This is a genomic window from Marinomonas foliarum, from assembly GCF_003337275.1.
Lineage (GTDB): Bacteria > Pseudomonadota > Gammaproteobacteria > Pseudomonadales > Marinomonadaceae > Marinomonas > Marinomonas foliarum.
The window spans coordinates 24,249-45,951 of the sequence record NZ_QPJQ01000038.1; the positions used below are offsets into that span (position 1 = coordinate 24,249).

The window sequence follows — 21,703 nt, forward strand, 5'->3', positions numbered from 1 at the left end:
ATTAAAAGTATCGTGAGTTGACTTTGATGTTTCATGTAACTTATGATGTTTCATAAATATTTATTCTTGATAAAAATGAGGAACAACCAATGCAACTCGACGTTATCGTAATTGGTGGAAGCTTTGCTGGGCTTTCCGCTGCCATGCAGCTCGTAAGAGGACAAAGAACCGTTACTGTCATCGACGCAGGCGAACCCAGAAATCGTTTCGCAGATGAATCTCATGGATTTTTCGGCTTGGATGGCGTGTCGCCATTTGCCATTCAGCAAGAGGCTTATCGACAGTTACTAAAATACCCAACCGCCAGTATTGTGGAAGGCAAAGCGACAAGCGTCGAAAAGCACACTGAAGGATTCAGCGTTACGCTTGCAGACAAAAGCATATTGACCAGTAAGAAGCTCATTTTGGCAACTGGATTAAAAGATGAGATTCCAGACATCCCTGGCCTAAAAGAACGCTGGGGGGCAACCGTCATTCACTGCCCTTATTGTCATGGCTATGAAGTTCGTAACCAGCCACTTGGCGTTCTTGCCACCAGCCCTATATCCATTCATCAAGCAGGGATGATCCCTGACTGGGGCCCAACTACTTATTTTACTCAGGGTCTCTACGAGCCGGACGAAGAGCAAAGCGCCTTCCTGAAAAAACGTGGCGTTACCATTGAAAACACACCGATAGTTGAAGTACTTGGACGAACACCTGAAATATCCACGGTGTACCTTGCTGACGGTAGGGCAATTCGTATTGCGGCACTCTTTGTTGCCCCCAAGACTCATATGACAAGCCCATTTGCAGAACAGTTAGGCTGTGAGTTTGAAGAAGGCCCTCTTGGTCTTGTGATCAAAACCAATGCAATGAAACAAACGTCAGTAGAAGGTGTCTTTGCGGCTGGCGATGCCGCCAGCCCAATGCACAATGCTACCTTAGCCTCGGCTGCTGGTGTAATGGCCGGTGGTGGCGCTCATCAGTCATTAATGCACGATTAACCTGTTCTTGTCTTTACATGAGGTATCAACACACGCCTGATACCTCATTTTTTCTTTTTCAATTTGAAAATCTCGTGTAATGAATATCTCCTTTTCTACGCTTTTAAACGCTCATGGACCTCTTCATCCGTGTTGAAAATGCCTATAACGTAAAATCCTCGTCATTATTGCGAGAGCCCTTATTACATAAGGGCTTAAGGTCACTTTTATGTCAATTTTGAAACCCCGATAAAAGCGCTATTCTGGAAAAAGAACAACCAACATAGCAATTTATCAGGAGATAAAAAAATGTCTTATAACATCGCAAAACGCACGCTTCTCAGCAGTATTATTGCAGCGTCTTCACTGTCCACATTGGCGCTTGCACAACAACAAGAAGGATTCACAATTACGCCAAGTATTGGCTACTACAACATGGATAGCGACCGAGATATTAAGGATGACAAAGCCTATTCCTTAGGTTTGGGATATCAATTTAACAATCCATGGGCTGTAGAATTTGTTTACCTAAACGCCGACAGTAAGCAGGCAGGGAATAATGTCGATGTAGATCAATACCGTCTAGACGGCCTCTATCATTTACCGACCCTAAACAGCGTAGATCTCACCCCTTATTTAGCTGCAGGTGTTGGCACCACAGATTTTAGTAACGATACAGGCCATGACAATATTCAAGTCAATGCCGGTGGTGGTTTGAAATACGCAGTCAATGATACGGTTTCACTACGAGCAGACTTCCGTTTGGTAAATGATGTGGAAGATCATCATCTTGATAATGTGACCTCTTTGGGTGTGCAAATGACATTTGGCGGCCCATCTAAGCAATCATCTTCTAGCAATGATAGCTATACGCCTGTCGAACAAACCTATACTCAAGTGGAGCCTGAGCCAGTTCAGCAAGCCGAGCCAATAGAAGCCGAGCCGATGACTGAAGAAATATCAGAGCAACCGGAAGAAATGGTTCAAGAAGAATCGATGACAGAAGCCCCTATGATGGAAGAGCCGGCTCAACAAACTGTTGTAGAAACTCTCCCCCCGGAAAAAATAAACATTCAATTTGGTCTTAACAAAACCACTGTTGAGCAGAAGTTTTATCCGGATATTGAAAAAATCGCGGTATTCCTTCAAGAGAGCCCTGGCAGCACAGTGGTTATTGAAGGTCATACTGACGATACAGGTGCGGCAAACTACAACCAAACCGTTTCAGAAAAACGCGCTCAATCCGTTGCCGATGTACTAATCAACACGTTTCAGGTTGACGAATCTCGTGTCGATGCCATCGGTTATGGCGAAGAACGACCTTTTGTCGAAAACGATACGGAAGAGCACCGTGAAGCGAACCGCCGTATTGTTGCGATTATCTCCACCAGCGAAGCCTAATCATCTCGCTGTTACTATCTGCTAACTATCAACTTGCGCCCAATACTCTGTATTGGGCGTTTTTTTGCTTATTTTATGGCTTTGTAACGGACTTCTTCATAGTCAGGCCACAATTACTTTTTGGCATTTTTTAAGTGAAAACTTACTGTAATAAGCAGCGCATTTCCTACACCCTTTCGAACACATTTTGACCATCGTATTGCTTGAATATCACCACTTAAGTAAAGCTTGCGTCATGATTGGGTAGCAGGTGTTCATGTCCTATTTTTTGCGCAATTGAGATGGGGTTTTCAGGGGGGAAAATCAGCGTAATCTAGATAGTGAACAACAAAACATTATGTTCATTAGGAGAAATAATATGTCTACATCTTTTAAAAAACGCACTCTTTTTAGCGGTGTCCTAATAGCTTCATCACTCGCTACCATGGCATATGCAGAAACACCAAAACCAGGTTTTACCGTAACGCCAAGCATCGGTTACTACAACACGGACAGCGATAGACAAGCAGGAAATGACACCTCTTACTCCATTGGTGTCGGCTATCAAACAAACAGCCCATTGGCTCTAGAAGCGGTTTACCTTCATTCAGATGCCAGTAAACGCGGACGCAACAACGATCTAGATCAATACCGCGTCGATGGCCTCTATAGCCTTCCAGAATTTACGACCGTCAATCTAACGCCATATGTTGCTGCAGGCGTTGGTATGACAGATGTTGATGGCGACTCAAATAACCTACTAGTTAACGCGGGTGGCGGTGTGAAATACGCGATCAACAGCGATGTGGATCTTCGTGCAGACTTCCGTCTAGTGAAAGACATTGAGGACAACCATTTAGATAACGTGACTTCTGTTGGTGTACAGTACAGCTTCGGCATGCCAAACCAACAAGCGTCTAACTAATATTTCGTTAAGATAACCGAATCATTCTCATATACGGATGTATTGTGTTACCAAAATAGAAAGCTTCAATAATCGTTAAGATTAAAACGCCCAATGGCAACATTGGGCGTTTTTTATGTATTCAGACTGAGGGGGTTATATCTTCTACTCAGGACAGGAATTCATCCACGCCTTTGGCGACTAAATGACCTGTCGCAAAGCACGCCGTTAATAGGTAGCCGCCTGTTGGTGCTTCCCAATCCAGCATTTCGCCGGCACAAAACACACCGGGCATAGCATGTAGCATAAGCGACTCATTCACACTGTTTTCGCACACACCACCCGCACTCGAAATAACTTCCTCTATTGGCTTAGTTTTATAAAAACTAACAGGCACAGCTTTTAAGCATCGAGCTAAAGTCTCTGGCGTTTGGAAGGCTTCTTTAGGAAAAGACTCATGCAGCAACACCGCCTTCACACCTGTGATACTCAAGGTGCGTTTCAAATATTTGCTAAAGGATTCTTTCGGCTTGGTATTACGCAGTTTTTTGATGACTTGCTCTTCACTTTGCAGTGGCAGGAAGTCCATCAACAAAGACGATTGGCCTGAGTCGTTAATGCCATCTCGAAGGTATTTAGAAAACGCATATATCAGGCTGCCTTCCATGCCATCTTGGGTAACAATGCACTCACCCTTTTTCGTCACCACTTGCCCATCTGCCAAGGTAAAAGAAAATGCAACGTCTTTAAGAGGGTTCCCGGCAAATTTTGTTTTTAAATGCTCACTCCACTCACTGTAAAAACCGCAATTAGCGCTTTGTAGGGGAGCCACATCAACGCCATTATTCGTCAATACAGAAGACCAAGCACCGTCAGAGCCTAACTTTGGCCAGCTTGCCCCGCCCATTGCCAACACAATCGCATCGGCCTTTACCGTCACACTTTCACCAGCATGATCAAACACCACTTTATTGGCTGACAAGTTCGTCATTTTGTGGCGCATATGAAACTGCACACCAGCATCACGTAAACGCTTTAACCAGTTACGCAATAACGGGGCGGCTTTCATGTCTTTGGGGAATACTCGGCCAGATGTGCCAACAAAGGTTTCTATACCTAAGTCATGAATCCATTCGCATAAGGCATCAGCATTGAATTGACTAATTGAGGTATTAAGCCACTCGGCTTTATCATAATAGCGTTGAATAAAGTCTGGATACGCTTCGGAATGGGTAATGTTCATGCCTCCCACACCGGCTAATAAAAACTTACGGCACGCACTGGGCTTCGCATCGTATACATGAACCTGATAGCCAGCGGCACAGATCCCTTCTGCTGCCATCAGGCCTGCAGGGCCTGCTCCAACAACAATAACTGTTTTCTGCGTTCGCGCCGCTTCTTGCATACTTACCAACATCACTTCAAAGAGTTACTAAAAAAGAAGTGTATGATAAAGAATTTTGCTTAAGGCTCAAATGGTTTAGCCATTAACCCTTTGTTTTACTATTGATTGAGTAGCTTGAGTGAGCAAAATTTCGATGTGACTCATTTTTTATAGATGTTATCATTTCTACTTACAAAACTTAAAAAGTCAGTATCTAAATTTAAATTGAAGGAAACTAAGTGAAAGTCAGTTTAGTCGTTGCTGTCTACAAAGACATAGAAGCATTATCCTTAATTGTTGAATCGCTCAAAACACAAACTTATAAGAACTTTGAACTTATTGTCGCCGAAGATAATAACGGCGAGAAAATTCGAGAATTCGTCAGTAAAATCAAAGATATAGAAGTGATTCATACTTCTCAAGAAGATAACGGCATCCGAAAGTCTCGCTCACAAAACAATGCCATTTTGGCCGCAACGGGCGAATATATTATTTTCATTGATGGTGACTGCATACCTTATAGCACCTTTATTGAAAGCCATGCTTTACTTGCAAAACAAGGGCTAGCGCTTGCCGGACGCAGGGTAAATTTAGGGCCTGAATACAGCACCAAAATCCGTACAGGAAAAATAAGTGCCCTAGAATTGGAACGTAGTTATGTACTCAAGTTACCTAGTCTTTGGAAAGATTGTTCAGAAGGCCATATAGAGGCAGGTATTTTTCTCAAACCTCATAACGCTGTATTTCAAAAATGGATTTTTCCTAGAGCATCTTCGATTGTTGGCTGTAACTTTTCTTGTTTCAAAAGTGATTTGATCGCCATTAATGGCTTTGACGAAAGCTATGGTGAGACCTCTCTTCCAGATGATACAGACATAGAATGGCGTCTAAAGGCATTAGGTTTACAGGTGAAATCATGCAAGTTCGCCGCGAATCAATTCCACCTTTACCACACTCGCTCTTCCAGAGATTACTCTGGCAGCCAATATGAAAATGACATGTTGGCTAGAAAATCAAAAGGCATGTTTAAGGCTCAACTAGGCTTGGATACGCATAATTAAAGTAGATTCAGGATCCAAGCCTTATCCTTTATAACCGACTTAATACTTTTCCAAGCCTCTTAACCATGGCGAACTAGATATTTCTAAATCCCTTATTTCTTCTGTATCAAATACCGAAAAGCTGGCCGCTTAGCTGGCGTTGGATACTGCTCAGAACTAATCGCCGCCAGTTTAAGTTGTTCTAATAATACCCCATGCTGCTGTGCTTTATAAAAAATAGCACGGGCAACACCATGCCAGCTAGTTGGCATATCTCCAGCAAAATGATAGATCCCCTACGCAAGTACGCCATTACTATGGTAGTTTAAGCAGAATGTTAATATTGCTTAAACAATATCTCCTGCGTAAGTTGGGCTACCATATTGATCCGCAAATACGCCTAAACTGTCTCGTTCTTTCCCTAAACGAAGCATGGTTTTCACAAAATTATTACCGTATTCACTAAAAACCCAAGCGGTTCGCAAAATAATATACTTATCACACGTCACCGTTACCAACTCTTCGCCTGCTAATTTAGACGCCCCGTAAACCCCTTTCGGATTGGTCACATCACTTGATTTATATGGCTCCACGGCTTCACCGTCAAATACATAATCAGTCGATCGGAATCTCCAATTTGGCGGCTTGTTCCGCTAATAGAGAAGGTCCTGTGGCATTAACTAAATAGGCTCAATACCTGTAGGCCACTCTACACCGACATCTGGATCATTCCATATCAAACCCCCTTCATCGCTTGGGTCATAATAACCTTTACATTTGTACTCAAAATCCGCCGTATCGGATAAGACAGCAAAACCATGAGCCAACCTAGGCGACACCCATAACTGGCTTTTATTTTCTTCAGAAAGTGTCACACCTATCCATTGACCATACGTTGACGATCCTTTACGAATATCAACAATGGCATCAAACACCTCACCACGTACCACACGAACTAATTTTCCCTGTGGTTTCGTCTTTTGGAAATGTAAGACCCTAAGCACACTTTCACTGGATCGAGAGTGGTTGTCTTGAACAAAAGGTAAATCTATTCCTGCCATTTCCTGATATCGAATTGCTTGAAAGGTCTCAATAAAAAACCTCGTTCATCACCAAATATTTTTGGTTCAATAATGACAGCACCGTCAATGTTCGTTTTAATTATATTCATCTAACTTACCTATTATCGATAGCCGTCAGCCACTTTAAGAAGATACTGACCATAACCTGTTTTTTTCAACGCCGTACAAGAAGCAATAAGTTGATCTCTACTAATCCATTTCTGGCGATAAGCAATTTCTTCTAAACAAGCAACTTTCAGTCCTTGACGATGCTCAACGGTCTGTACAAATTGCCCTGCTTCCAAAAGGGCATCATGTGTTCCTGTATCCAACCAAGCAAAACCTCGACCAAGTAATGACACATGTAAATCGCCACATTGTAAATAAGCTAAATTCACATCGGTAATCTCAAGCTCGCCACGTTCCGAAAGCTGAATATTTTTACGACAATGATATCATTGTCGTAAAAATATAAACCTGTTACCGCATGATTCGATTTTGGGCTGGCTGGCATTTCTTCAATACTGACCGCTTTGCCCTCGTCATCAAATTCCACTACGCCAAAACGTTCTGGATCATTCACATGATACCCAAATACTGTAGCACCATTTGCCAAAGAAGAAGCTTGTAATAACTTATCAGAGAAATGTTGGCCGAAGAAAATATTGTCACCCAATACCAATGCAACATTATCATCACCTATGAAATTTTCAGCAATAATAAAGGCTTGTGCTAGCCCATCGGGAGACGGCTGAATAGCATAAGTAAGTTCAATGCCAAATTGATGACCATCCCCCAACAAGTTTTGGAAATTAAATTGACCCTCTGGCGTTGTAATAATCAAAATTTCCTGCATTCCCGCAAGCATCAGCTGTTTAGATACCCCTAGAGTTAACAGATGTAAACGAGTACCACTTCCACCAGCAAGAATAATTCCTTTACGCTTTTCATAATAACCCCCCTTACGATTGATCACCGATATGATGCAATTTGTAGTCGCCACTTAATACTCGTTGCCACCAAGATTCATTATCTAAATACCACTGCACTGTTTTACGCATGCCCGTTTCAAATGTTTCTTCAGATTGCCAATTCAACTCATTGGCGATTTTTGAAGTATCTATTGCATAACGCACATCATGTCCAGGTCGATCTTTGACATAAGTAATTAAATCTTGATAAGCACTCACACCTTCTGGTTTATGAGGCACCATCTCTTCAAGCAAATCACAAATGGTCTGAACCACTTCTACGTTGCGCTTTTCATTGTGACCACCAATATTATAGGCCTCTCCTATCTTCCCTTGCGTTACAACCTTAACGAGAGCGCGAGCATGGTCTTCGACAAATAACCAATCACGAATTTGCGATCCATCGCCATAAACAGGCAATGACTTACCAGCTAAAGCATTAAGAATCACATGAGGAATCAGTTTCTCTGGGAAGTGATAAGGGCCGCAATTATTCGAACAATTGGTAACGATAGTAGGTAAACCATAGGTACGTAGAGCCACGCAAGAACCAAATGGTCTGAACTCGCTTTACTTGCGGAATAAGAAGAGCTGGGAGAATACGGTGTTGTTTCTGTAAATAACGGCAGAGTGCCTTCCACTTCATCAGGATGCGGTAAGTCTCCATAGACTTCATCCGTTGATATATGATGAAAGCGAAAAGCAGCTTTTTTCTCAGCCCCCAAACTAAGCCAATATTTTCGAGTCGCTTCCAATAAGGTATAAGTCTCGACAATATTAGTCTGGATAAAATCACCTAGGCCATCAATCGAACGATCAACATGGCTCTCTGCTGCCAAATGCATTACAGCATCCGGTTGATGCTGTTGAAATACTCTGTCTAACTCAGCAGCATCGCAAATATTAACTTGCTCAAAAAAGTAGTTACCATTGTGTAAATTTGCTGGTATAGATGATCCTGGATTCCAGGCAGAGGTTAACTTATCAAGGTTCACCACAGAATGGTCAGATTCATTAAGTAAATAGCGCACTACCTATAAAACCAGAACCACCAGTAACCAATAACTTCATTTTATCCCCTTACACAATAACATTCACACGAATCGGTCAATGATATCGATGATAAAACCAACACTCTAATATTAATCATTCAGCCTTAGGTTTACTCTGCACACCTGCGGTCAAGGCCAGACGCATGGCTTCTTCTACGCCAATATCCAACTCAGTCAAACGGTCACGGGATATATAAAGCGTCATGCCACCAATCTGATAACTTAACGGTACATAAACGCCGACTAAGTCTTGCTCGCCAAAGAGCTGCTGTCCAGTTTGCTCACCGGTAACAAAACCAATCACTTGCGCGCCGTTCCATTCAATCGACACAACGCTTTTCATTTCCTTCTTTTCCGCCAAATTGAAGACCATCATCATGTCTTTAATCGCACCGTAAATGGACTTTACTAACGGGATGCGCTCGAAAATATTCTGGCTAATTTTAACCAAATAGCGAAAGCCGTATAAATTCACCAAGAAGCCAGTCAGAACCAGCATGGACAAGCTCGCGATCAAGCCTAACCCCGGGAAATAAAGTGATTCTGGAATCAATAGTAATAGCAATGGTTGAGCAATCGCTTCACCCGTCGCTAACAGCCAATAGATTAGAGACACGGTTATACCAATCGGTAACACCGCCACTAACCCTTTAAGCAATAACTTAATTAATTTGTTCATATCTTAAATGGTCCTATAAAATTGTTTACAGCATACCGCAAGCTTTATGCCACTCCTATTACTCCGAGTAAGACTTAACGAAAAGATTGCCGAAACATTGCCAGCCTTATACTCTTTTGGACAATCCTTGCTTTTTTGTCTACTTATTACACTAGAGGTCGCAATAACGTGAACTATAAACGTCTTGAAACTTTTGTTTGGGTTGCCTCTTTAGGAAGCTTTCGTAAAGCCGCCGAGCGCCTCCATACCACGCAACCAGCGATTTCAGCTCGGATATCAGGATTAGAGGAAGAATTAGGCGTCAAACTATTCGAACGAGAAGGCGGCTCCAGCCCGATTATGCTGACCTCAAAAGGCAAAGAATTACTCCCTTATGTAGAAAAAATTCTTTACCAGACCGAGCAACTTAAAAAGCGCGCGGGGCTTTCTACTGCATATTCAGGTGTGCTGCGTTTGGGGGTTTCAGAAACCATAGTAAACACTTGGTTACCGGATTTCCTTTCACGGCTCAACAAAGACATGCCCAATCTTGATGTGGAAATGACCGTCGATATCACCAGCAATTTGGCCAATGGTATAAAAGACAGGTCATTGGATTTAGGGCTTTTGATGGGGCCGATTTCAGAACCAAATATTGTTAACCGCGAACTCTGTACGTTTTCTCTTTCTTGGGTAGCAAGTCCACATTTAGACCTGCCTGATCGATTATTGTATTTAGAAGAATTAGCCAAGTGGCCCATTATCACTTACGCTCGAGCCACCAAACCTTATGTGGAAATCAATCAAAAATTCCGCGAGCTCGATGGGCCTCCAGCACACTTTTTTGCATCGACATCCTTGGCTGCTTGCCGTAGCTTAGCCATTGACGCCGTAGGGATTTCCACCCTACCGAACATCATGATTACTAAAGAACTAGAGGCGGGATCCCTACGAAAGATTAGAGCAGTCTGGACGCCTAATGACCTCACATTCACCGCCTCTTATTCGGACGAGCCATTTAACCCCATTGCTGAAGTAGCAACGAATATTGCTGTGGTCTCCGCTCAGGAATACAGTAAAAAGCAAGCTCAGTAATTAGTCTCTTAAAATAGACTGCAACCTTTTGGCAAGATCCAATATCGCCTGATCTTTACCGTTGCCAGCGGTCAACATTAGCCCCATTGACTCTTGTTGGAAGTTGAATGGTAAGGAAATACTACAACCGTTTAATACATTGGCTAACGACGTATTGCGCAAGCACAATAAGTTTAGACGATCGTATTCGGAATCTTGTTCTAAATCAGACAACTTAGGTGCGACCACAGCCACCGTTGGTAACAAGAAAACCGTATTAGGTTCCTCTTCTGACATTCGCTTAATAAACGCCTGTCGAGCCGCTTGAGTTCTCTGAAAGTCCTCAGCATTAATGGTTTTCGCTCGGGCGATACGAGAGGCCACTCGTGGGTCAATATCCGCAGTCTCTAAGTCATAGTTCTGACTATAAAACGCCTGACTTTCGAACGACGAAAATTGCCAAACTGGCAAGGTTTTATAGGCTTCTAGAGCTTCAATGAAACGTCGTTCAACTACAACACCAGCGGCCTCAAGACAAGCTAGCTTCTCTTCAAAACCATCCTCAACCAGCGCATCCAAATCATTCATACCAAAGTTACTTGGTACGACTAGCTTCAACTGAGAAGAATCCGTGCTTTTTGCTGAATCCACTGACGGTGCCCCAGACAATACATGCCAAAGCAATTCACACTCTTCTACTGTTTTAGCAATTGTACCGACTGAATCAAGCTCATCAGACAATGGCAAACAACCTTCCCTTGAGACAGTTTGCTGTGACGGTTTAAAACCAGTCAAGCCACAAAACGCCGCTGGAATACGCAATGAACCGCCAGTATCGGTACCAAGCGTTGCATCCGCCACACCCAAAGCGACAGACGCGGCACCACCACTGGTCGATCCTCCGGTAATGCGACCGGCATTAATAGGATTGTCCGGCGTGCCATAATGGGGATTCAAGCCCAACCCAGAATACGCTAGCTCCGTCATATTGGTGTGACCCAAGAAACTCGCACCAGCGGCTCTTAACAAAGCAACGGCAACGGCATCTTGCTTTGCAAGCTGTTGGTTAATAAATACAGAACCTGCTTGTGTCTTATATCCTTGTACTTGAAACAGGTCTTTAATCGAAATAATCGCTCCATTCAATGGCCCTGGCTGAGGCTCAATATAATCAAACAGCTCAGTAAAAACTGACTGGCCTTTTGTATCAATAACCTCTAAAGCACTCTTCCACTTGGCGATAAGATCTCGGTCCTGCCAAGCAAAATTCGATAGTTTGGATTGCGTCATAGATTCGCTCACTATTGGGTATTCATTGCTCTGGAAAACTACCCTCCTTGGTCTGTTCCGTCAAAGGTATAATGCTCATTACAAACGACCTAATAAATATTTTTTATCAAATAACCCAAAAAAACATGATTAGACTTTTATGGTAGGCAAGATCTACTCTTGGTCTATAGATTGTGGCAAGAATAAGGAAAACCTCCATGAAACCAGCTCAGTCACCATTACTGCAAAAAGCATATGATTTGCGTCAAGCAATTCGTAGTAAAGCGCACACTGGCCCTACGAGCGGTTTGGTACAAGGGGCGATACAAGGCAACGTGGTTATTTTACCTGCAGATTGGGCAAGTGATTTTTTGCTTTACTGCCAGAAGAACCCAATATCCTGCCCTTTGATCGGTGTTTCTGAAGTTGGCGATTTCACAATGCCAGAGCTTGGCCACGACATCGATATGCGCCACGACATTCCAGAATACTATGTTTACCGCAATGGCGAAAAAGTCGAAAACCGTACAGATATTGAAGAACTATGGCAAGACGACATGGTGGCTTTTGTCCTAGGGTGTTCTTTTTCTTTTGAACATGCTTTGTCACAGGCAGGTCTTACACCAAGAAATATTGAAGAAGACGTTAATGTTTCTATGTATGAAACCAACATTGCTACTGTACCAGCCGGTCGTTTTTTCGGTAACACAGTCATGACAATGCGCCCTTATGTACCAAAAGATGCGATCCGAGCGATTCAAATCACCACACGTTTCCCAAAAGCTCATGGCGCGCCATTACATTTTGGTTCTCCACAAGAGATTGGTATCGCTGATTTAAGCAAGCCTGATTACGGCGATGCAGTCAGCGTTAAAGAGGGAGAGGTACCCGTATTTTGGGCTTGTGGCGTCACACCACAGGTGGCCATTCGTAACGCAAAACCACCGATTTGCATTACCCATTCACCAGGAAAAATGCTGGTGACAGATATTTTAGATACCGATCTTGCTGTTCTTTAGCCTTACAAAGAACACCTGAGAAGCTCTGCGCAGATAAAAATATCGCGCTATTAATAATAAGAAACACACAACCACACTTAAAATAGGAACGATTACTATGTCAAAGTTATCCAATGCATTAATTGTTAGCGGCATCGCTCTTGGCGGTCTGACCTCTACAGCCAGTTTTGCTGAAAAATGGCATATGCCAACGCCTTACGGTGATGGCAACCTGCAAACGCAAATCGCTTATACCTTTGCGAAAGAGGTCCAAGACAATAGCGACCTTGAAATTACTGTTCACTCTGGTGGCTCTTTGGTAAAACACCCTGAAATTCCACGTGCAGTAAAAACGGGGCAGGTACAAATGGGCGAAATGTTCTTGGGGATTTTGGGTAATGAAAACCCGATCTACAAGCACGATAATATTCCGTTCTTGGCCACGTCTTTTGAAGATGCTAAAAAATTGTGGGAAGCAGCTAAGCCATCTATTGCTAAAGAACTTGATAAAGACGGCATGATGTTGCTTTACACTGTTGCATGGCCAGCGCAGAGCCTTTACAGCAAAGATGCAGTGAACACTTTGTCAGACCTAAAAGGCCAGAAAATGCGCGCTTATAGCCCAACGCAATCTCGTCTTGCTGATTTGATGAACACCACGCCAATGACGATCCAAACCCCAGACATTCCTCAAGCTTTTAGCACTGGTATCATTCAAGCCATGATTACATCACCGTCAACAGGTGTTGATAGTCAAGCTTGGGATTATGTGAATCACTACACAGATGTAAAAGCGTGGATTCCAAAAAACATTGTGGTGGTCAACAAGCGCTCATTCCGTCGTTTGGATAAAGCCACTCAACAAATCGTACTAGACGCTGCCAAGCACGCTGAGGCAGCTGGTTGGACTCAAATTGCAGCGCGCGCGGCGAAGGACAAAGCTACCTTGGTTGAAAACGGCATGATGGTATCAGACCCGTCTTCTCAGTTAGTTGAAGAATTAAAAGCCATTGGTAAAACAATGACAGAAGAGTGGAAAGCAGAAGCACCAAAAGAGATTGGTGAAATCCTAACTCGCTACCAAAACTAATGATTAAGTCTATCTAATTAAAACGATTAGATATAAGTGTCCTCCTAACACCGCCTACTTCTAACCATTACCATAAGATAGGTTTAGGCGGTGTCTTCCAAGCAAAAAGTGAACACTATGAGCCAATTAAAAGAAAAACTTTACCTCTGCTCTGGCCTGCTGTCCGGTTTGTGTATCGTTATTATTACCTCGCTTTTATTAGCACAAATCGTCGGTCGTTTATTCGGTTTTATTGTCCCCTCTGCAGAAGACTTCGCAGGCTATGCACTTGCGGCATCGACCTTTCTTGGATTGGCTTATACCTTCCGTGAAGGCGGCCATATTCGAGTCACCTTGCTGATTCAACGATTTTCTCCGGTACCTCGCAAGATTCAAGAAGGCGCGATTCTAATACTGTCCTTAGCGTTATTGAGCTATTTATCCTATGCCTGCTGTTACATGGTTTACGAGTCCTATATTTATGAAGAAGTGTCATATGGCTACATTCCTGTGCCACTTTGGATACCTCAACTGCCTGTTGCCATTGGTGTCATCGCACTCAACCTAGCTATTTTGGATGCATTAATCTCAGTACTTGGTGGTAAACAACCTACTTACAGTGAACAAGAAGACGCCCTGTCTTTGGAGGAAATCTAATGGATATGATGTGGATTTCTATCCTGTTGGCATTTGCCATGCTTGCCCTTTTGTCACTGGGTGTTTGGGTGTCTTTTACCCTAATCGCCATTGGTGGTTTGGGCTTAATTCTTTCTGAAAACTATCAAGTGGATTTGCTTTTTGCGACCTCAAGCTGGGGGGCAAGTACTGCGTGGTCACTGACCGCTTTGCCATTGTTCATTTGGATGGGGGAGGTGCTGTTTCGTACGCGCTTATCTGAGGATTTATTCAAAGGTCTGTCGCCTTGGTTAGGTGGCGTTCCGGGTAAATTGCTGCATGTAAATATTCTTAGTTGTGGCATTTTTGCTGCGGTATCCGGCTCTTCTGCAGCCACCGCTGCGACAATTGGGCGCATGACCTTGCCTGAACTTCGCAAACAAGGTTACAGCGATCGTATGGCCATCGGCACCTTAGCAGGCTCTGGAACATTGGGGCTGTTAATTCCACCATCGATTATTTTGATTGTTTATGGTGTGGCGGCAGAAGTGTCTATCGCACGCTTGTTTATCGCTGGCGCTTTGCCGGGGTTATTACTTGTATCTTTGTTTATGGGCTTCACCATGATCTGGGGACACCTACATAAAGACGAATTACCTAAAACAACAGGCCATGAAACTAGCTGGTCTGCACGCATTAAAGGCTTGCGCAAACTATTGCCTGTCATGGGTTTAATTGGCTTTGTTTTAGGTTCTATTTACGGCGGTATTACGACGCCAACAGAAGCCGCGGCTTTGGGCGTAGCGGGCGCTTTGGTGCTTGCTGCACTCACAGGCTCATTAAGTCGTCATAGCTTTATGGACAGCTTATTAGGTGCCGTAAAAAGTTCTTGTATGATTGGTTTCATCTTGATCGGCGCGCACTTTCTAACATTGGCAATGGGCTTCTTGGGCATACCTAAAGCCTTGGCTTTGTGGATTTCGGGCATGTCTTTGTCACCTATGGAATTGATCCTATACCTCACCGTGTTATTCGTGATTTTAGGCTGTTTCTTAGATGGTATTTCTGTAGTCGTGCTGACCGTTGCGGTCATCTTACCTATGGTACAAGCAGCGAATATTGACCTGTTGTGGTTTGGTATTTTCATTGTATTAGTGGTGGAAATGTCGCAAATCACCCCACCCGTTGGCTTCAACCTCTTTGTGATTCAGGCCCTGACAGGGAAGAACATTTTGTATGTAGCAAAAGCTGCCTTACCGTTCTTTTTACTTATTGGCGTGGCCATTCTGTTAATTAGTATCTTTCCTGAAATTGTGACCTATTTACCAACAACCATGTCTCAAAACTAAGCGCTTAACAGTGTACAGGCTTAAGGAATCAAAAATGAAATTAAATTGTGATATGGGCGAAGCGTTCGGCACTTGGCAAATGGGCTTAGACGATCAAATCATGCCATTTGTTGATCAAGCAAACATCGCTTGCGGCTTTCACGCTTCCGACCCATTGACCATGGCAAAGACCGTTGCCTTAGCAAAACAGCACAATGTCACCATTGGCGCGCATCCAGCTTATCCGGATTTGGTTGGCTTCGGTCGTCGTAACATGGATATTGCTCCCGCTGAATTAAAAGCGTTGATTCAATATCAAATTGGCGCGTTAAAAGGCATCTGCGAAAGCCAAAACACCCATGTGGATTACGTCAAACCTCATGGCGCTTTGTACAACACCATGATGGCAGATTTCGCTGTGTTAGACACAGTGATGCAAGCAGTAAGCGAACTAGACGCTACATTGACATTAATGGTGATGGCCGTGCCAGAAGCCCCTGAGATTAAGAAGATGGCCAAGAAATACGGTCTCAACGTTTGGTTTGAAGCTTTCTCTGATCGCTTATACACAGACGAAGGTCGACTCACGCCCCGTAAAGAACCAAATGCCGTTCACGCCAGCTTTGATTTGATCGAAAAGCAAGTCGAACAATTATGCGAAACAGGCACATTAACGACCAGCTCAGGCAAGCAACTGGCCATCCATGCAGATACCATTTGTGTGCATGGCGATGGCGCTCATGCTGTAGATGCCGTAACGCGCATCCGTACATTGGTTGATCGACAAAATCAGACAAATGCGAAATAAATCATGAGCGGTGAAAATCTTCCAAATATAGAAATGGTCAGTAATCAGGCCTGCTTATTAACCTTTAGTCGGGTGATTAGCGAAGCTACGTCCAACTACATTGCTCAAGTAACACAATACTTAGTAAAACTAGAAGGCATTGTTGATTTGGTGCCATCCTACACCACCCTATTGGTGGTGTTTGATGACGACCATTATGACCGCTTTGCTATTTTTAAAACCATTCGCCAGACCATAGAAGCCATTGATCCTAATGACTTTTCAGTCAAAGATCAGCGCGAAGTGGTGATTCCTGTTTATTACGGTAAAGAAGTCGGGCCTGATATCGAAGACGTTGCCAAGCACTGTCATTTGAGCATCAGCGAAATAATTCAGCGTCATAGTGAAACAACCTATCGCGCCTATGCCATTGGGTTTACGCCGGGGTTCGCTTTTTTGGGGAATACGCCCGATGAACTTCATGTTCCAAGAAAAACTACTCCACGCCTAAAAGTGCCTATTGGTAGTGTGGCATTGGCAGAAAATCAAACCGCCGTTTATCCCAGTGTTACGCCCGGTGGTTGGCAAATTATTGGACGAACGCCTGTCAATTTAATTGATTGGGGAAGTGAAAATCTCGCCCTTATCGCCATGGGGGACTCGGTTCGATTCGAGCCGATTTCTCGAGATGAGTTCTTGGTACAAGGAGGTCAGCTCGATGGCTTTTAAAGTAATTAAACCCGGTTTATTGGCACTGGTTCAAGATTTGGGTCGTCATGGTCATCAGTCTATTGGGTTAACCACGGGGGGGCCAATGGACGAAGTTGCCTTTCGCTGGGGTAACGCATTACTAGATAACAAAGACAACAGCCCTCAAGTCGAAATCACCTTTGGCATGTTGACTCTGGAAGCCCAAGCAGACACCAGCATCGCCATTACTGGCGCGGATCTTGGAGCGACACTAAACGATAGAAGCATCACGCCTTGGCAAACTTACGCCATTAAAAAAGGCGATATTCTGGCCTTCCACCAGCCAGTCTGGGGCTTGCGTGCTTATCTTGCCGTAAAAGGTGGTTTCCTTTGCGACCCCATATTAGGCAGTGTTGCGACCGTCGTACGCGAAAAGGTTGGCGGATTAACCGGCAAAGGCGACAAGCTGAAAAAAGGGGACATATTGGTCTATCAAGCTTGTTCTGATCATGAAAAACGATCCGTACCACGCTTGGCGATTCCGAATTATGGCAACAGAGAAATCCCTGTGATTTTAGGTTACCAATACCAATCTTTTTCCTCTTTGGAACGGGCAAACTTTTTCTCTAGCGATTACACTGTATCGTCAAACTCAGACCGCATGGGTTACCGTTTAGAAGGACAAGAAATTCACAGTACCCTGAAAGGTATTATCTCTGAAGGTATCGCTTATGGTGCGATTCAAGTGCCTAAAGATGGCCAACCGATTGTCTTGCTGCAAGACAGGCAAACCATAGGTGGCTATCCAAAAATAGGCTGCGTAACACGTATTGGTGGCAGCATTCTGGCACAGCAAAAGCCAGGAGATATTATTCAGTTTACGCCGATTACGGTTGATCAGGCAGAGCAAGAGCGTCATTTACAAATGGCTCGCCTTGCACAGTGGCGCTAGCCTTTCAATGATATAACGCTCATCAAGCAGATGAGCCCTAACTCCCTTTTGATGAGCGTTATATTGCAATAAGTTGCACATCAGTAACAAATCAAGACAATTTCTATATAAATACTTTCCCACCTTTCCTAGAAAACGCTCTACACTCAAGCGAGAGTCGTTAAACACTTAATCTAAGTCTATTTTCTGTCGTTATATTTCCTTCAACGGAGAACTAAAAACCAATGGTTTTATCGCGCTTTGTCATCTTTTCTTTTCTGCTTCTTCTTGCCAACCTAAGCGCTGCAAGCACGAGCCAATCTGCGCAGATTATGAAGGTAGGAATGAGTGGCGCTTTCTCAGGGGATAACGCATCAATGGGAGAAGACTTTAGCGCAGGCGCACGCGCTGCTTTTTCTCGCTTCAAGAGTGAAACAGGTCACACGGTTCAGCTAATGGCCATGGACGATGCTTACGAGCCTAGAAAAGTGGCCTCTAATGTTAGAGCCCTGATTGAAGAAAGTTTCGTTGATGTGTTATTTGGCAATATAGGAACCCCCACTGTCGCCGTCAGTGCGCCCATTGCCCTAGAAAATAAGACGCTTTTATTTGCACCTGTCACAGGCTCTTCTGTTATTCGCCCTATTACTCCCGACCGTTACTTAATTAACTATCGGGCTAGCTATGAAGAAGAACTAGCTGCCGTTTTTGATGCCCTCGCTGCCGAGCTAAACTTGACGCCAGACGATATAGCACTCTTTAACCAACAAGATATGTTTGGCAGCACGGGACGTAAGCACCTTAATACATTGATTGAAAAGCACAACATAGATCCAAAATACCATCTATTTCAAATGGAATACTCACGCAACACTCTAGCGGTAGAGCACGCCGTTGCAGACTTACTGATTCGTAATCCCACACCCAAAGTTATTTTCATGATTGGCAGCGCTGGCCCCAGTGCCAAATTTATTCGATTAACACGAGAATATGGCCTAGACCCCTTGTTTGTTGGTATCTCCTTTATGGGCAGTCGCTTATTTGTGGAGCAGTTACAGGACATACCAGCCAGAATCCTAGTCACCCAGGTGGTGCCTTCATTTAGAGATAAAGCATTGCCTGTAGCGATCGATTTCCGTGAAGATATGGCTAAATATTCACCACAAGCTAAACTAAACCCACTAAGCTTCGAAGGCTATATCGCGGCTCGAATCTTCACCAAACCATTTTCGAATGAATTACCGACAAGCCGCGAAAAAATCATTGATGCCCTTGAGTCATTAGGGGAATTCGATATAGGTCTTGGCGTACCGCTTATGCTCTCACCCCAAGAGCATCAAGCAAGCCATTCCGTATGGTTAACACAGTTGAAAGTAGGGCAGCTGGTTTCAATTCCTTTTTCCGCTGCGCCAAAATTGTATCTCGATTACGCGAATCTCTTAGAGTAGGTGTCATACGTAATGAAAGTGTCCATGAAAATGCCAAAATCTAGTATCCGGTCCTTAGTCTGGCTGCTTACGTTTGTGGCACTTACCATGACAATCGCTTTCTCCATCATGCTCTCAACTGCGCTGACCGACTTAAAAGTCACTTACAACGACGCAAGAACATCCCAAGACGAGCTGCTATTTGCATCGTCCGAACTAAGAGAACTTTTACCCTCGCATCAATATCGACTACGCCAAGTACTGAAAGAAGACTATGCCGCAGTTTATCCACCAGCAGAACAAATAGACCGCATCGATGCTGCCATAAAGTCACTGGAAAAAGCGGGAGAAAAAGATATTGATTTTAGATTTTTGTCTGCAGCGCTTAATAGAGGACTTAATCAAATACTGCAACTCACTGTAGATATTCAAGTCTGGAGCCAACAACGCAGCATCTTTAAACAAAGTTACCCAAATGACAACTACAAAGAAGATACCCTAGCGACATTACAAGTAATTCGCGATTTGCTTAATGATGTGGAGGGTAAAATACACCTTAGTGAAGCCGTTATTCTATATCGCTACAACAACAGCACCGGCGACCAAAAAGCAAAGCTAGCATTAGAGTACAGTAACTTTGGAAATCAACGTCTAAACTCGCAAATACGTCAAATTATCCTGAGCCTTTCTGACTTGAGAGTACTGATTAACTTCATGCTAACCGAGGCCGACAGAGACAATCTAAGAGACATCAAAGACAATGGTGTGAAACCGATATTAGAAAGCCTAAACCGTCTGCCGGTTTTGTTAGAAAAAGACTTTAGTGGCGCCTCAAAAAAAATAACATCGCTAACTCAAAAACTGGCGAACGAGATGTTTGGTGATCGCTATTATGTGAATCAACAAAGGGACATCATTGTTCCTTCTGGCTTGAGTTTGTACCAGATGCGTATCGATCAACTACAAATTGAAAGTGACCGAGAACGTTTAGACAAACGCTTCTACAGCGCTTTTCAAGACTTACCTAAGATGTTGGATTCCATTGGTGAACGCGTTCAGTCCCAGTCAAAAAAAACCAACTACGAAGTAGAAACACGTCTTGATGATTTCACTAAAAAAATGTCGTCAAAGGTACTGATGGGTGTCTTGGCATTGCTGATTTTGTCTTGGATTGTATCTCGTCGAGTTAAAAAACAACTAGCAGATTTGGTCGACAGTGAGAACCGTTTCCGCTCCATGTTCGAATTATCTCCTGACCCTGTATGGATACTTTCAGGCCATAAAGTTGTGGAGTGTAACAAGGCCGCCGTTGAACAAATGAGGTTCACCCAAGAGCGGGACATCAAACAAAAAACCATGGAAGAACTCAGCCCACCCACTCAAGCCAATGGTTATAACTCTTCCACCGCTCTTGAAAATGTTCTTAGACAAGTAGAGCAAGAAGGTTATCATCGTTTTGAGTGGCTGCTGTCTGACGCTACCGGCCAACCTCTGATCGCAGAAGTTACCATGGCAAGTATTATGATTGCCAACCATCCCGCAACACTCTGTACTTGGCATAATATTCGTCAGCGTAAACAAGCTGAAAACGCCCTCAAAGCACACCGAGAACAGCTCGAAATCGAAGTCAAAAACCGCACTAATGAACTAGAAGTCGCGAAAGACGCCGCCGAGCAAGCAAACCGAGCTAAAAGTGATTTTCTCGCCAATATGAGCCATGAAATCCGCACGCCAATGAACGCCATCATTGGTATGTCTCATCTTGCGTTGTTAACCGACTTGAATAAAAAACAACGCAGCTATATTGAAAAGGTCAGTTATTCTGCCGAGTCATTACTTGGCATCATCAATGACATTCTCGATTTTTCTAAAGTCGAAGCAGGTATGCTCACCATCGAAAAAATCGACTTCAATATTAATAATGTATTTGGTGATGCCGCAAACATACTGGCGCTAAAAGCCGATGAAAAGTCCATCGAACTCTTGTTCGATATTTCCCCTAATGCCCCCTGTGTCAGGATAGTTGTCGCCTCATTTGTTATTATAAATAGACAGGGGACGGTAAGTGAAAACCAGTGGATTACCAAAGACATTCAAGTG

18 protein-coding genes and 3 pseudogenes are annotated in these 21,703 nt (G+C 43.6%); 14 read left to right on the top strand and 7 right to left on the bottom strand.

Features of this window, described 5'->3' with window-relative positions; genetic code table 11:
- Nucleotides 1-89: 89 nt before the first annotated feature.
- From DFP77_RS16560 to DFP77_RS16570, 3 genes are all read left to right on the top strand, one after another.
- Nucleotides 90-986: an NAD(P)/FAD-dependent oxidoreductase gene (locus tag DFP77_RS16560; RefSeq protein WP_114413337.1), complete on the top strand. Its 897-nt coding sequence runs from the start codon at nt 90-92 to the stop codon at nt 984-986.
- Nucleotides 987-1,274: 288 nt separating this feature from the next.
- Nucleotides 1,275-2,366 carry an OmpA family protein gene (locus DFP77_RS16565; RefSeq protein WP_114413338.1) on the top strand — a complete coding sequence of 364 codons (1,092 nt, stop codon included), beginning with the start codon at nt 1,275-1,277 and terminating at the stop codon, nt 2,364-2,366.
- A 358-nt stretch (nt 2,367-2,724) separates the two neighbouring features.
- Nucleotides 2,725-3,270, top strand: a complete 546-nt coding sequence (locus DFP77_RS16570) for a porin family protein (RefSeq protein WP_114413339.1) — start codon at nt 2,725-2,727, stop codon at nt 3,268-3,270.
- A gap of 148 nt (nt 3,271-3,418) precedes the next feature.
- Here the strand turns inward: DFP77_RS16570 and DFP77_RS16575 are convergent, their stop codons facing one another.
- Nucleotides 3,419-4,654 carry a TIGR03862 family flavoprotein gene (locus tag DFP77_RS16575; RefSeq protein ID WP_114413340.1) on the bottom strand — a complete coding sequence of 412 codons (1,236 nt, stop codon included), beginning with the start codon at nt 4,652-4,654 and terminating at the stop codon, nt 3,419-3,421.
- Between the two features lie 218 nt (nt 4,655-4,872).
- Between DFP77_RS16575 and DFP77_RS16580 the strand changes: the two genes are divergently transcribed.
- Entirely contained in the window at nt 4,873-5,694 is an 822-nt protein-coding gene (locus tag DFP77_RS16580) for a glycosyltransferase (RefSeq protein WP_114413341.1), read from the top strand.
- A 92-nt stretch (nt 5,695-5,786) separates the two neighbouring features.
- Here the strand turns inward: DFP77_RS16580 and DFP77_RS16585 are convergent.
- The 5 genes and pseudogenes from DFP77_RS16585 to DFP77_RS16605 form a co-directional block, all read right to left on the bottom strand.
- Nucleotides 5,787-6,266: pseudogene (locus DFP77_RS16585) on the bottom strand (SDR family oxidoreductase).
- Nucleotides 6,267-6,353: 87 nt separating this feature from the next.
- Nucleotides 6,354-6,734, bottom strand: a complete 381-nt coding sequence (gene rfbC, locus DFP77_RS16590) for a dTDP-4-dehydrorhamnose 3,5-epimerase (protein ID WP_309477169.1) — start codon at nt 6,732-6,734, stop codon at nt 6,354-6,356.
- Between the two features lie 122 nt (nt 6,735-6,856).
- A pseudogene (gene rfbA / locus DFP77_RS16595) lies at nt 6,857-7,707 on the bottom strand (glucose-1-phosphate thymidylyltransferase RfbA).
- Nucleotides 7,697-8,776, bottom strand: a pseudogene (rfbB, locus tag DFP77_RS16600) (dTDP-glucose 4,6-dehydratase). Before rfbB ends, rfbA begins: the two co-directional pseudogenes overlap by 11 nt.
- A gap of 75 nt (nt 8,777-8,851) precedes the next feature.
- Nucleotides 8,852-9,436 carry a DUF502 domain-containing protein gene (locus tag DFP77_RS16605; RefSeq protein ID WP_114413342.1) on the bottom strand — a complete coding sequence of 195 codons (585 nt, stop codon included), beginning with the start codon at nt 9,434-9,436 and terminating at the stop codon, nt 8,852-8,854.
- Nucleotides 9,437-9,604: 168 nt separating this feature from the next.
- Between DFP77_RS16605 and DFP77_RS16610 the strand changes: the two genes are divergently transcribed.
- A complete protein-coding gene (locus DFP77_RS16610; protein WP_114413343.1) occupies nt 9,605-10,510 on the top strand; it encodes a LysR family transcriptional regulator in 906 nt (301 codons plus the stop codon).
- On the opposite strand, the gene DFP77_RS16615 is transcribed toward DFP77_RS16610, so the two are convergent.
- On the bottom strand, nt 10,511-11,779 hold the full coding sequence (locus tag DFP77_RS16615; protein ID WP_114413353.1) for an amidase family protein: 1,269 nt from the start codon (nt 11,777-11,779) through the stop codon (nt 10,511-10,513).
- Nucleotides 11,780-11,976: 197 nt separating this feature from the next.
- Between DFP77_RS16615 and DFP77_RS16620 the strand changes: the two genes are divergently transcribed.
- From DFP77_RS16620 to DFP77_RS19995, 9 genes are all read left to right on the top strand, one after another.
- Nucleotides 11,977-12,777, top strand: coding sequence for a putative hydro-lyase (locus DFP77_RS16620; protein WP_114413344.1), 801 nt, complete (start codon nt 11,977-11,979; stop codon nt 12,775-12,777).
- Between the two features lie 97 nt (nt 12,778-12,874).
- A complete protein-coding gene (locus DFP77_RS16625) occupies nt 12,875-13,846 on the top strand; it encodes a TRAP transporter substrate-binding protein (RefSeq protein WP_114413345.1) in 972 nt (323 codons plus the stop codon).
- Nucleotides 13,847-13,963: 117 nt separating this feature from the next.
- On the top strand, nt 13,964-14,482 hold the full coding sequence (locus tag DFP77_RS16630; protein WP_114413346.1) for a TRAP transporter small permease: 519 nt from the start codon (nt 13,964-13,966) through the stop codon (nt 14,480-14,482).
- Nucleotides 14,482-15,789 carry a TRAP transporter large permease gene (locus tag DFP77_RS16635; protein ID WP_114413347.1) on the top strand — a complete coding sequence of 436 codons (1,308 nt, stop codon included), beginning with the start codon at nt 14,482-14,484 and terminating at the stop codon, nt 15,787-15,789. The genes DFP77_RS16630 and DFP77_RS16635 overlap by 1 nt, the downstream gene beginning before the upstream one ends.
- Nucleotides 15,790-15,823: 34 nt before the next feature.
- Nucleotides 15,824-16,576 carry a 5-oxoprolinase subunit PxpA gene (locus tag DFP77_RS16640; RefSeq protein WP_114413348.1) on the top strand — a complete coding sequence of 251 codons (753 nt, stop codon included), beginning with the start codon at nt 15,824-15,826 and terminating at the stop codon, nt 16,574-16,576.
- A gap of 3 nt (nt 16,577-16,579) precedes the next feature.
- Nucleotides 16,580-17,284, top strand: coding sequence for a 5-oxoprolinase subunit PxpB (gene pxpB / locus DFP77_RS16645; protein ID WP_114413349.1), 705 nt, complete (start codon nt 16,580-16,582; stop codon nt 17,282-17,284).
- Complete coding sequence (locus DFP77_RS16650) at nt 17,274-18,197, top strand: 5-oxoprolinase subunit C family protein (RefSeq protein ID WP_114413350.1); 924 nt, start codon at nt 17,274-17,276, stop codon at nt 18,195-18,197. Before pxpB ends, DFP77_RS16650 begins: the two co-directional genes overlap by 11 nt.
- A 224-nt stretch (nt 18,198-18,421) precedes the next feature.
- Nucleotides 18,422-19,624, top strand: coding sequence for an ABC transporter substrate-binding protein (locus tag DFP77_RS16655; RefSeq protein ID WP_114413351.1), 1,203 nt, complete (start codon nt 18,422-18,424; stop codon nt 19,622-19,624).
- Nucleotides 19,625-19,636: 12 nt separating this feature from the next.
- Nucleotides 19,637-21,703: histidine kinase dimerization/phospho-acceptor domain-containing protein (locus DFP77_RS19995; protein ID WP_181858584.1), on the top strand; the 2,067-nt coding region annotated here is incomplete at its 3' end.

Bases quoted from the DNA above. Each gene is read 5' to 3' on its own strand.
- DFP77_RS16560 (WP_114413337.1), top strand. From the start codon at position 90: ATGCAACTCGACGTTATCGTAATTGGTGGAAGCTTTGCTGGGCTTTCC.
- DFP77_RS16565 (WP_114413338.1), top strand. From the start codon at position 1,275: ATGTCTTATAACATCGCAAAACGCACGCTTCTCAGCAGTATTATTGCA.
- DFP77_RS16570 (WP_114413339.1), top strand. From the start codon at position 2,725: ATGTCTACATCTTTTAAAAAACGCACTCTTTTTAGCGGTGTCCTAATA.
- DFP77_RS16575 (WP_114413340.1), bottom strand. From the start codon at position 4,654: ATGCAAGAAGCGGCGCGAACGCAGAAAACAGTTATTGTTGTTGGAGCA.
- rfbC (WP_309477169.1), bottom strand. From the start codon at position 6,734: ATGGCAGGAATAGATTTACCTTTTGTTCAAGACAACCACTCTCGATCC.
- DFP77_RS16605 (WP_114413342.1), bottom strand. From the start codon at position 9,436: ATGAACAAATTAATTAAGTTATTGCTTAAAGGGTTAGTGGCGGTGTTA.
- DFP77_RS16615 (WP_114413353.1), bottom strand. From the start codon at position 11,779: ATGACGCAATCCAAACTATCGAATTTTGCTTGGCAGGACCGAGATCTT.
- DFP77_RS16620 (WP_114413344.1), top strand. From the start codon at position 11,977: ATGAAACCAGCTCAGTCACCATTACTGCAAAAAGCATATGATTTGCGT.
- DFP77_RS16625 (WP_114413345.1), top strand. From the start codon at position 12,875: ATGTCAAAGTTATCCAATGCATTAATTGTTAGCGGCATCGCTCTTGGC.
- DFP77_RS16630 (WP_114413346.1), top strand. From the start codon at position 13,964: ATGAGCCAATTAAAAGAAAAACTTTACCTCTGCTCTGGCCTGCTGTCC.
- DFP77_RS16635 (WP_114413347.1), top strand. From the start codon at position 14,482: ATGGATATGATGTGGATTTCTATCCTGTTGGCATTTGCCATGCTTGCC.
- DFP77_RS16640 (WP_114413348.1), top strand. From the start codon at position 15,824: ATGAAATTAAATTGTGATATGGGCGAAGCGTTCGGCACTTGGCAAATG.
- pxpB (WP_114413349.1), top strand. From the start codon at position 16,580: ATGAGCGGTGAAAATCTTCCAAATATAGAAATGGTCAGTAATCAGGCC.
- DFP77_RS16650 (WP_114413350.1), top strand. From the start codon at position 17,274: ATGGCTTTTAAAGTAATTAAACCCGGTTTATTGGCACTGGTTCAAGAT.
- DFP77_RS16655 (WP_114413351.1), top strand. From the start codon at position 18,422: ATGGTTTTATCGCGCTTTGTCATCTTTTCTTTTCTGCTTCTTCTTGCC.